Source organism: Streptomyces sp. adm13(2018) (assembly GCF_008042145.1).
In the GTDB taxonomy this organism is placed as follows: domain Bacteria; phylum Actinomycetota; class Actinomycetes; order Streptomycetales; family Streptomycetaceae; genus Streptomyces.
In genome coordinates this window covers 52,403-61,879 of sequence record NZ_RDBH01000114.1, presented here as the reverse complement: position 1 = coordinate 61,879, position 9,477 = coordinate 52,403, and the positions used below count along the sequence as shown (strand labels likewise).

The 9,477-nt window shown below is 73.5% G+C and carries 5 protein-coding genes and 1 pseudogene; 5 read left to right on the top strand and 1 reads right to left on the bottom strand.

The annotated features are described in order from the left end of the window. Nucleotides 1-18: 18 nt before the first annotated feature. From EAO70_RS12400 to EAO70_RS12380, 4 genes are all read left to right on the top strand, one after another. Nucleotides 19-1,710 (top strand): acyclic terpene utilization AtuA family protein, encoded by a 1,692-nt coding sequence (locus EAO70_RS12400; protein ID WP_148003070.1) that lies wholly within the window; start codon nucleotides 19-21, stop codon nucleotides 1,708-1,710. Beyond that, a complete protein-coding gene (locus EAO70_RS12395) occupies nucleotides 1,707-3,305 on the top strand; it encodes an acyl-CoA carboxylase subunit beta (RefSeq protein WP_148003069.1) in 1,599 nt (532 codons plus the stop codon). Before EAO70_RS12400 ends, EAO70_RS12395 begins: the two co-directional genes overlap by 4 nt. A 110-nt stretch (nucleotides 3,306-3,415) precedes the next feature. After that, entirely contained in the window at nucleotides 3,416-5,356 is a 1,941-nt protein-coding gene (locus tag EAO70_RS12385; protein WP_148003447.1) for a biotin carboxylase N-terminal domain-containing protein, read from the top strand. Then, nucleotides 5,353-6,486 carry an acyl-CoA dehydrogenase family protein gene (locus EAO70_RS12380; RefSeq protein WP_148003068.1) on the top strand — a complete coding sequence of 378 codons (1,134 nt, stop codon included), beginning with the start codon at nucleotides 5,353-5,355 and terminating at the stop codon, nucleotides 6,484-6,486. Before EAO70_RS12385 ends, EAO70_RS12380 begins: the two co-directional genes overlap by 4 nt. A gap of 46 nt (nucleotides 6,487-6,532) precedes the next feature. On the opposite strand, the gene EAO70_RS12375 is transcribed toward EAO70_RS12380, so the two are convergent. Further along, nucleotides 6,533-8,194 (bottom strand): FG-GAP repeat domain-containing protein, encoded by a 1,662-nt coding sequence (locus EAO70_RS12375; protein ID WP_148003067.1) that lies wholly within the window; start codon nucleotides 8,192-8,194, stop codon nucleotides 6,533-6,535. Between the two features lie 259 nt (nucleotides 8,195-8,453). Between EAO70_RS12375 and EAO70_RS12370 the strand changes: the two are divergent. Beyond that, nucleotides 8,454-9,477: pseudogene (locus EAO70_RS12370) on the top strand (AMP-binding protein); the annotation flags it as partial.

The window sequence follows — 9,477 nt, the reverse complement described above, 5'->3', positions numbered from 1 at the left end:
CGCCCAAGGAGCCCCGTGATGGTTCTCCGTATCGGCAACGCCTCCGGCTTCTACGGCGACCGGTTCGACGCCGTCCGCGAGATGCTCACCGGCGGCGGGACCGAGGGGGCCGTCGACGTCCTCACCGGTGACTACCTGGCCGAACTGACCATGCTCATCCTCGGCCGGGACCAGCTCAAGGACCCGGCCGCCGGGTACGCCAAAACCTTCCTGCGGCAGATGGAGGAGGGCCTCGGGCTCGCGCACGACCGCGGTATCCGGATCGTCGCCAACGCCGGCGGTCTCAACCCCGCCGGGCTCGCCGACGCCCTGCGCACCCTCGCCGCCAAGCTCGGCCTGCCCACGCGGGTCGCGCACGTGGAGGGCGACCGGCTGCCCGCCGTGGACGGCGCGCTCGCCGCCAACGCCTACCTCGGCGGCGCCGGCATCGCCGCCTGCCTCACGGCCGGCGCCGACGTCGTCGTCACCGGCCGGGTCACCGACGCCGCCCTCGTCACCGGGCCCGCGCAGTGGCACTTCGGCTGGGGGCCCGAGGAGTACGACCGGCTCGCGGGCGCGGTCGTCGCCGGGCACGTCCTCGAATGCGGCACCCAGGCCACCGGCGGCAACTACGCCTTCTTCCGCGCCCACGACCCGGCGCTGCTCCGCCGCCCCGGCTTCCCGCTGGCGGAACTCCACGAGGACGGCAGCGCCGTCATCACCAAGCACCCCGGCACCGGCGGCCTCGTCGACGTCGGAACGGTCACCGCCCAGCTCCTGTACGAGACGGCCGGCGCCCGCTACCCCGGGCCGGACGTCACCGCCCGCCTCGACACCGTCCGGCTCACCCAGGAGGGGCCCGACCGGGTCCGGATCGACGGGGTGCGGGGCGAGGCCCCGCCCCCGACGCTCAAGGTCGGCCTCAGCCGGCTCGGCGGCTTCCGCAACGAGGTCGTGTTCGTCCTGACCGGGCTCGACATCGAGGAGAAGGCCGCCCTCGTCCGCGGCCAGGTCGAGGACGCCCTCGCCGGGGCACGGCCCCGCGAGGTCCGCTGGGAACTCGTCCGCACCGACCGGCCGGACGCCGACACCGAGGAGACCGCGAGCGCCCTCCTCCGGCTCGTCGTCCGGGACCCGGCGCCCGAGGCCGTCGGCCGCGCGCTCACCGGCGCCGCCGTGGAACTCGCCCTCGGCAGCTACCCCGGCTTCCACGTCACCGCGCCGCCCGGGAAGGGCGCCCCCTACGGGGTCTTCGAGAGCGCGTACGTACCGGCCGCCGACGTCCCGCACACGGCCGTGCTCCCGGACGGGACCCGAGTCCCCGTCCCCGTACCGCCGCGGACCCGGGAGCCGGAGGCCGTTCCGGAGCCGGCGCTCCCCGAGCCGCTCCCGCCGGGGCCCACCCGGCGCGTCCCCCTCGGCCGGATCGCCGGCGCCCGCAGCGGCGACAAGGGCGGCGACGCCAACGTCGGCGTCTGGGTCCGGACGGAGGAGGAGTGGCGCTGGCTCGCACACGCCCTCACCGTCGACCACGTGCGCGAACTCCTGCCGGAAACGGCGGACTTGACGATCACCCGGCACGTCCTCCCGCGGCTGCGCGCGCTCAACTTCACCTTTGCCGGGATCCTCGGCGAGGGCGTCGCCTCGCAGGCCCGCTTCGACCCCCAGGCCAAGGCCCTCGGCGAGTGGCTCCGCTCCCGCGCGACAGACATCCCGGAGGGACTCCTGTGACCGTCCTCGCCTCCGCCCTCGACACCGGCGGATCCGACTACCGGGCCCACCGCGCCGCCATGCTCGACAAGCTCACCGCCCTCGACGCCGAGCACGCCAAGGCGCTCGCGGGCGGCGGCGAGAAGTACGTCGCGCGGCACCGCAAGCGCGGCAAGATGCTCGCCCGCGAGCGGATCGAACTGCTCGTCGACCCGGACAGCCCCTTCCTCGAACTGTCGCCGCTCGCCGCCTGGGGCAGCGACTACACGGTCGGCGCCTCCCTGATCACCGGCATCGGGGTCGTCGAGGGCGTCGAGTGCCTCATCACCGCCAACGACCCGACCGTGCGCGGCGGCGCCTCCAACCCCTGGACGTTGAAGAAGGCCCTGCGGGCCAACGAGGTCGCGTTCGCCAACCGGCTGCCCGTGATCTCGCTCGTCGAGTCCGGCGGCGCCGACCTCCCGTCCCAGAAGGAGATCTTCATCCCCGGCGGGGCGCTCTTCCGCGACCTCACCCGGCTCTCCGCCGCCGGCATCCCGACGATCGCGGTCGTCTTCGGCAACTCGACCGCCGGCGGAGCCTACGTCCCCGGCATGTCCGACCACGCCGTGATGATCAAGGAGCGGTCGAAGGTGTTCCTCGGCGGCCCGCCGCTGGTGAAGATGGCGACGGGGGAGGAGAGCGACGACGAGTCCCTCGGCGGCGCCGAGATGCACGCCCGGACCTCCGGGCTCGCCGACCACTACGCCGTCGACGAGGCCGACGCGCTCCGCCAGGCCCGCCGGATCGTCGCCCGCCTCAACCACCGCAAGGCGCACCCCGATCCGGGCCTCGCGGAACCCCCGAAGCACGACGGGGACGAACTCCTCGGCATCGTGCCCGGGGACCTCAAGACCCCGTTCGACCCGCGCGAGGTGATCGCCCGGATCGTCGACGGCTCCGACTTCGACGAGTTCAAGCCGCTGTACGGGCCGAGCCTGGTCACGGGCTGGGCGAGCCTGCACGGCTACCCGGTCGGCGTCCTCGCGAACGCGCAGGGCGTCCTCTTCGGCCCGGAGTCGCAGAAGGCCGCGCAGTTCATCCAGCTCGCCAACCAGCGCGACATCCCCCTCGTCTTCCTCCACAACACCACCGGCTACATGGTCGGCAAGGAGTACGAGCAGGGCGGGATCATCAAGCACGGCGCGATGATGATCAACGCCGTGTCGAACTCCCGCGTCCCCCACCTGTCCGTCCTCATGGGGGCGAGCTACGGCGCCGGGCACTACGGCATGTGCGGCCGGGCCTACGACCCGCGCTTCCTCTTCGCCTGGCCGAGCGCCAAGTCCGCCGTCATGGGCCCGCAGCAGCTCGCCGGCGTCCTCTCCATCGTGGCGCGGGCGAGCGCCGAGGCGAAGGGGCAGCCGTACGACGACGAGGCCGACGCCGGCCTCCGGGCGCTCGTCGAGGCGCAGATCGAGTCCGAGTCCCTGCCGATGTTCCTCTCCGGCCGGCTCTACGACGACGGGGTCATCGACCCCCGCGACACCCGCACGGTCCTCGGGCTGTGCCTCTCCGCGATCCACACGGCACCGGTCGAGGGCGCGCGCGGCGGCTTCGGCGTCTTCCGAATGTGAGGCCCCTCCCGATGACCCCGACCACTCCGCCGACCACTCCGCCGACCACTGAGGTGGCCACCGCGCCGACCACTCCGCAGGCCACCGCCCCGGCCACCGCGGCGGCCCCGGTGATCGGCTCCGTCCTCGTCGCGAACCGGGGCGAGATCGCCTGCCGGGTCTTCCGCACCTGCCGCGAACTGGGCATCGCCACCGTCGCCGTGTACTCCGACGCCGATGCCGACGCCCTGCACGTACGGGAGGCGGACACGGCGGTACGGCTGCCGGGGGCGACACCCGCGGAGACGTACCTGCGCGGCGACCTCGTGGTCGAGGCGGCGCTCGCCGCGGGCGCGGACGCCGTCCACCCCGGCTACGGCTTCCTCTCCGAGAACGCCGACTTCGCCCGGCGGGTGACCGGGGCGGGCCTCGTCTGGATCGGTCCGCCGCCCGAGGCGATCGAGGCGATGGCCTCCAAGACCCGCGCCAAGGAACTCCTCGGCATCGCCCCCCTGACCGACGTCACCGAGGACGACCTGCCCGTCCTGGTGAAGGCGGCGGCGGGCGGCGGCGGCCGCGGCATGCGGATCGTCAGGGAACTCGGCCTGCTGGCCGAGGAGATGGCGGCCGCCTCCGCCGAGGCGCTCAGCGCGTTCGGCGACGGCGAGGTGTTCGTCGAGCCGTACGTCGAGAACGGGCGGCACGTCGAGGTCCAGCTCCTCTGCGACACCCACGGCACCGCCTGGGCGCTCGGCACCCGCGACTGCTCACTCCAGCGGCGCCACCAGAAGGTCGTCGAGGAGGCCCCGGCCCCCGGCCTGCCCGCCGCACTCGAAGCGTCCCTCCTGGACACGGCCGTCCGGGCGGCGAAGGCCGTCGGCTACGTCGGCGCCGGCACCGTCGAGTTCCTGGTGGCCGGCGGTCGTGCCCAGTTCCTGGAGATGAACACCCGCCTCCAGGTCGAACACCCCGTGACCGAGGAGGTGTTCGGCGTCGACTTGGTCGCCCTCCAGCTCGCCGTCGCCGAGGGCCGAGCCCTGCCGCCCGAGCCGCCGGCCCCGCGCGGCCACGCGATCGAGGCGCGGCTGTACGCGGAGGATCCGGCACGCGGCTGGGCCCCGCAGACGGGCGTCCTGCACCGCTTCGAACTGCCCCGCGAGGGCGGCGCCGTGCCCCGCGAGGGTGGTGTCCGGCCCCGCGAGGGCGGCGTCCGGCTCGACACCGGGTACGTCTCCGGGGACGCCGTCGGGGTCCACTACGACGCCATGCTCGCCAAGGTGATCGTCCACGCCCCCACCCGCGCCGAGGCGGTCCGCAGACTGGCCCACGCCCTGGACCGGGCGCGGATCCACGGCCCCGTCACCAACCGTGACCTGCTCGTCGCCTCCCTCCGGCACGCCGAGTTCGGCGACCCGGGACTCCTGGACACCGGCTTCTACGACCGGAACGGCGACGCGCTGACGCAGCCCCGGCCCGGTGCGGAGTACGCCGCCGCCGCGGCCGCCCTGGCCGAGGCCGCCGGGCGCCGGGGCCGCTTCGGCGGGGGCTGGCGGAACCTGCGCTCCCAGGACGAGACGCGGACCTACGGGGACCACGAGGTCCGCTACCGGCCGACCCGGGACGGCGGGTACGAGGTCACCGCCCCCGAAGGCGTCCGCGTCGTGTCGGCCGTCCCCGATCGCGTACGCCTCGAAGTCGGCGGGGTCGTACGGGACTTCGCTGTCGCGGCGTACGGGGACGGCGTCGTGCACGCCGGCCCGCACCGGCTCGACGTCCGCCCCCGCTTCACCGACCCCCGCGAGCAGACGGCCCCCGGGTCGCTGCTCGCCCCCATGCCCGGCACCGTCGTCCGCGTCGCCGACGGCCTCGCCGTGGGCGATCCGGTCACCGCCGGGCAGCCCCTCCTCTGGCTGGAGGCGATGAAGATGGAGCACCGCGTCATCGCCCCCGCCTCCGGCACGCTCACCGCGCTCCACGCCGCCCCCGGCCGCCAGGTCGAGGTAGGCGCCCTGCTCGCCGTCGTCTCGGACGACGCCACGACCGAAGCAGCACAGGAGGACCAGACCGTATGAGCACCATGATCGAGAGCGAAGAGCTCACCGCGCTCCGCGCCGCCGTCTCCGCGCTCGGCCACCGGCACGGCCCCGGCTTCGACCGGGCCGAACTGTGGGCGGAGGCCGGCAAGCTCGGCTATCTGGGCGTGAACCTGCCCGAGGAGTACGGCGGCGGGGGCGGCGGCATAGCGGAACTGTCCGTCGTCCTGGAGGAGGCCGGCGCCGCCGGGGCGCCGCTCCTGATGATGATCGTCTCGCCCGCGATCTGCGGCACGGTCATCGCCCGCTTCGGCACCGAGGAGCAGAAGCGGGCCTGGCTGCCGGGCCTGGCGGACGGCTCGCGGACGATGGCGTTCGGCATCACGGAGCCCGACGCCGGTTCGAACTCGCACCGGATCACCACGACCGCGACCCGTACGGAGGAGGGGTGGGTCCTCAACGGCCGCAAGGTGTTCGTGTCGGGCGTCGACATCGCCGACGCGACCCTCATCGTGGGCCGCACCTCGGACGCCCGCACGGGCAGTCTGAAGCCCTGTCTCTTCATCGTGCCGAGGGACACCCCCGGCTTCCGGCGGCAGCACATCGAGATGGAACTCGACGCGCAGGAGTGGCAGTTCGAGCTGTCCCTCGACGACGTGCACCTGCCGGCCGACGCGCTGGTCGGCGACGAGGACGCCGGTCTGCTCCAGCTCTTCGCGGGCCTGAACCCGGAGCGGATCATGACGGCCGCGTTCGCGATCGGCATGGGCCGCTACGCGCTGGCGCGTGCCGTGACGTACGCGAAGGAGCGCCAGGTCTGGAAGGCGCCGATCGGCGCGCACCAGGCGATCGCGCATCCGCTCGCCCAGGCGCACATCGAGCTGGAGCTGGCCCGCCTGATGATGGCGAAGGCGGCGCAGCTCTACGACGCGGGGGACGACATGGGGGCGGGCGAGGCCGCCAACATGGCGAAGTACGCGGCGGCGGAGGCCTGCGTGAAGGCCGTCGACCAGGCCGTCCACACCCTGGGGGGGAACGGCCTGACCAAGGAGTTCGGCCTGGCCCGGCTGGTCACGGCGGCGCGAGTGGCCCGGATCGCCCCGGTGAGCCGGGAGATGATCCTCAACTACGTCTCGCACCAGACGCTGGGGCTGCCCAAGTCGTACTGAGGGGGCGGTGGGCCCGCGGCCGAGGCGTGGGCCCACCGCACCGGCGTCAGCTGATGTGGTCGTACTTCCAGCCCGTCGCCACCTTGACGCGCGGGCCGAACGTGGCGGTGCCGCTGAGGCCGGTGGCCGGGTAGCGGTAGACGTCGCCGCCCTCGGTGACGGCGACCAGGTCGGCCCGCCCGTCGCCGTTCATGTCGCCGGGCGCGGCCAGGTACGCGTACCCGGCCCAGCCCGCGCCGATCAGCACGCGCGGGGCGAACGGCGTGGTGGCCGAGCCGGTGCCCGGGTGCACGTACAGGCGGCCGTCGTAGCGGGAGACCAGGTCGGGCCGGCCGTCGCCGGTGACGTCCCCGGTGCCGACCAGCAGGTCCGTCTTCCAGCCGGTGGCGATCTTCACGGCGGCGCCGACGCGGGTCGGCGTCTCGTACTTCACGCCGGGGTGGAGGAAGAGGGTGCCCCAGGAGTCCAGGCCGATGACGTCGGTCGGGCCGTCGCCGGTGACGTCCCCGATCGAGATCCGTGCGGCGTAGTCGCGGAACGCCGGGTTGCTGGAGACCTGGTAGCCCTCGTCGCCCCACAGGCCGGCGTTGTTGGCGGTCAGCAGGGTGGCCCGGTCGTTCATGTTCATTGCGTGGACGCTGGACGTCCCCCAGCGGTAGGCGTACTCGCCGGCCGCGCCCTTCTGCTTGCGCGCGGTGAACGTGCCGTCGGAGAGCGTTCCGTACTCGAAGGCGGTGCCGGCGCGGTCGACGACGAACAGGCCGTGCTTGCCGTAGGCGGGCACGCCGCCCTGTCCGAGGTAGTACGAGAGGTTCTGGCCGCCGCCGCCGTAGTACGTCCGCGCCCCGAACGTGCCGTTGCCGGTGGAGAGGTAGCGGTAGAACACGCCGCTGTGGGTGCGGGCCAGCAGGTCGGCCCTGCCGTCGCCGTTCAGGTCGTCGGCGCCGATGATCTGGGTGTACGCGTTCCAGCCGCCGCCGATCCGGACGCGGGTCTTGAACGGGACGGTGGCGGAGCCGGTGCCCTGGTAGTAGTAGAGGTCGCCCTTCGGCGTCCGGGCGACCACGTCGGCGATCGCGTCGCCGTTCAGGTCGTTGGTGCCGACGAGTTGGTCGTAGGCCTGCCAGCCCTCGCCGACCTTGACGCGCGTCGCGAACGGGCCGCCGTTATAGACCGTGCCCCTTCCGGCGTACAGGTAGAGCGTGCCGGACGGGGTACGGGCCAGCAGGTCCTGCCGCCCGTCCTTGGTCAGGTCGCCGGGGGCCAGGACCTTGTTGTAGATGTGCCAGCCGTTGCCCTGCCAGACGAGCCCGGCGTCGGTGGCCGTGGGGCTCTTGGTGGCGTGCAGCCGGAGCGTGCCGTCGGAGCGGAGCGTCAGCAGCTCCGGTGCGTCGGTGCCCCACAGGTTGTCCGCCGGAAGAACCTCCGTGGCGATGGTGCCGTCGAGGTCGTCGGCGCCGATCGCGAACGGCGCGCTGGTGCCGGTCTTCGACAGGGATATCCGCAGCTCGCCGGTGGCGGCGGACCGGTAGACCCGGTCACTGCGGCCGTCGCCGTCCCGGTCGAAACGGGGCTTGGCGGGGGTCGCGACGGTGGCCGCGTCCGCGGTCGGCGAGGTGGGACCGACGGACAGCAGACCCACGCCGAGCGCGAGGGCCGCGCAGGCCGCGAGCCGACGGGTGCGACGGCGGGGGTACGTGTGGAGCAAGGTCTCTCCCGGGACGGGCGATGGAAAGGAGGGCGGGGCCTCCGGATCGTAAAGTCCGGGGAAAAAGGAAAGGAAGATCCTCCGCGTACACCCAGATCATCGGCGCCGACGACCTGAACGGCGACGGCAGGGCCCCTCATAACATGCAGGCATGCTTGATTGTTTTACGGGTGGCTGACAAGGTCTCCCCAAGTCGTGCCCCACCGCGCGATCCTGGCGACCGTCTTCCACCACTCCCACCTCTCCCCAGGGGGCTTGCATGGTGTTCCACAGTGAGTACGAAGCCGTCCCGACCGTCTCCCTGCCGATCCATGACGCCGTGCTCGGGCGCGCCGCCGAGCGGGGGGACGCGCCCGCGTTGATCGACGGGGCGGGGGAGTTCACCCTCACCTACGGGCAGGTCGACGCCTTTCACCGGCGAGTGGCCGCCGGGCTCGCGGAGGCCGGGGTGCGGAAGGGGGACGTGCTCGCGCTGCACAGTCCCAACACCGTGCTCTTCCCCATCGCCTTCTACGCCGCCACCCGCGCCGGCGCCGCCGTCACCACCGTGCACCCGCTGGCCACCCCCGAGGAGTTCGCCAAGCAGCTCCGCGACTCCGCCGCGCGGTGGATCGTCACCGTCTCGCCGCTCCTGCCGGCGGCCCGCGCCGCCGCCGAACTCGCGGGCGGCGTCACGGAGATCTTCGTCTGCGACACGGCGCCCGAGGGTGAGGGCGTCCGTTCGCTGAAGGCCTTCCTCGGCTCGACCGGCCCCGTGCCCGAGCCCGCCATCGACCCCGACGAGGACATCGCGGCCCTCCCGTACTCCTCCGGCACCACCGGCGTCCCCAAGGGCGTGATGCTCACCCACACGTCGATCGCCACGAACCTCGCCCAGCTCGACCCGATCATCCCGATGGGACCCGGCGACCGGATTCTGGCGATCCTTCCCTTCTTCCACATCTACGGGCTCACGGCTCTCATGAACGCGCCGCTCCGGCAGGGCGCCACCGTCGTCGTCCTGCCCCGCTTCGAGCTCGACACCTTCCTCGGCGCCATCCAGAAGCACCGCATCAACGGCCTCTACGTCGCCCCGCCGATCGTGCTCGCCCTCGCCAAGCACCCGGCCGTCGCCGACTACGACCTCTCCTCCCTGGAGTACGTCGTCAGCGCCGCCGCCCCGCTCGACGCCGCCCTCGCCGAGGCCTGTTCCGCCCGGCTCGGGCTGCCGCCGGTCCTCCAGGCGTACGGCATGACCGAACTCTCGCCCGGCACCCACGTCGTCCCCCTCACCGCCCCGAACC

Bases quoted from the DNA above. Each gene is read 5' to 3' on its own strand.
- EAO70_RS12400 (WP_148003070.1), top strand. From the start codon at position 19: ATGGTTCTCCGTATCGGCAACGCCTCCGGCTTCTACGGCGACCGGTTC.
- EAO70_RS12380 (WP_148003068.1), top strand. From the start codon at position 5,353: ATGAGCACCATGATCGAGAGCGAAGAGCTCACCGCGCTCCGCGCCGCC.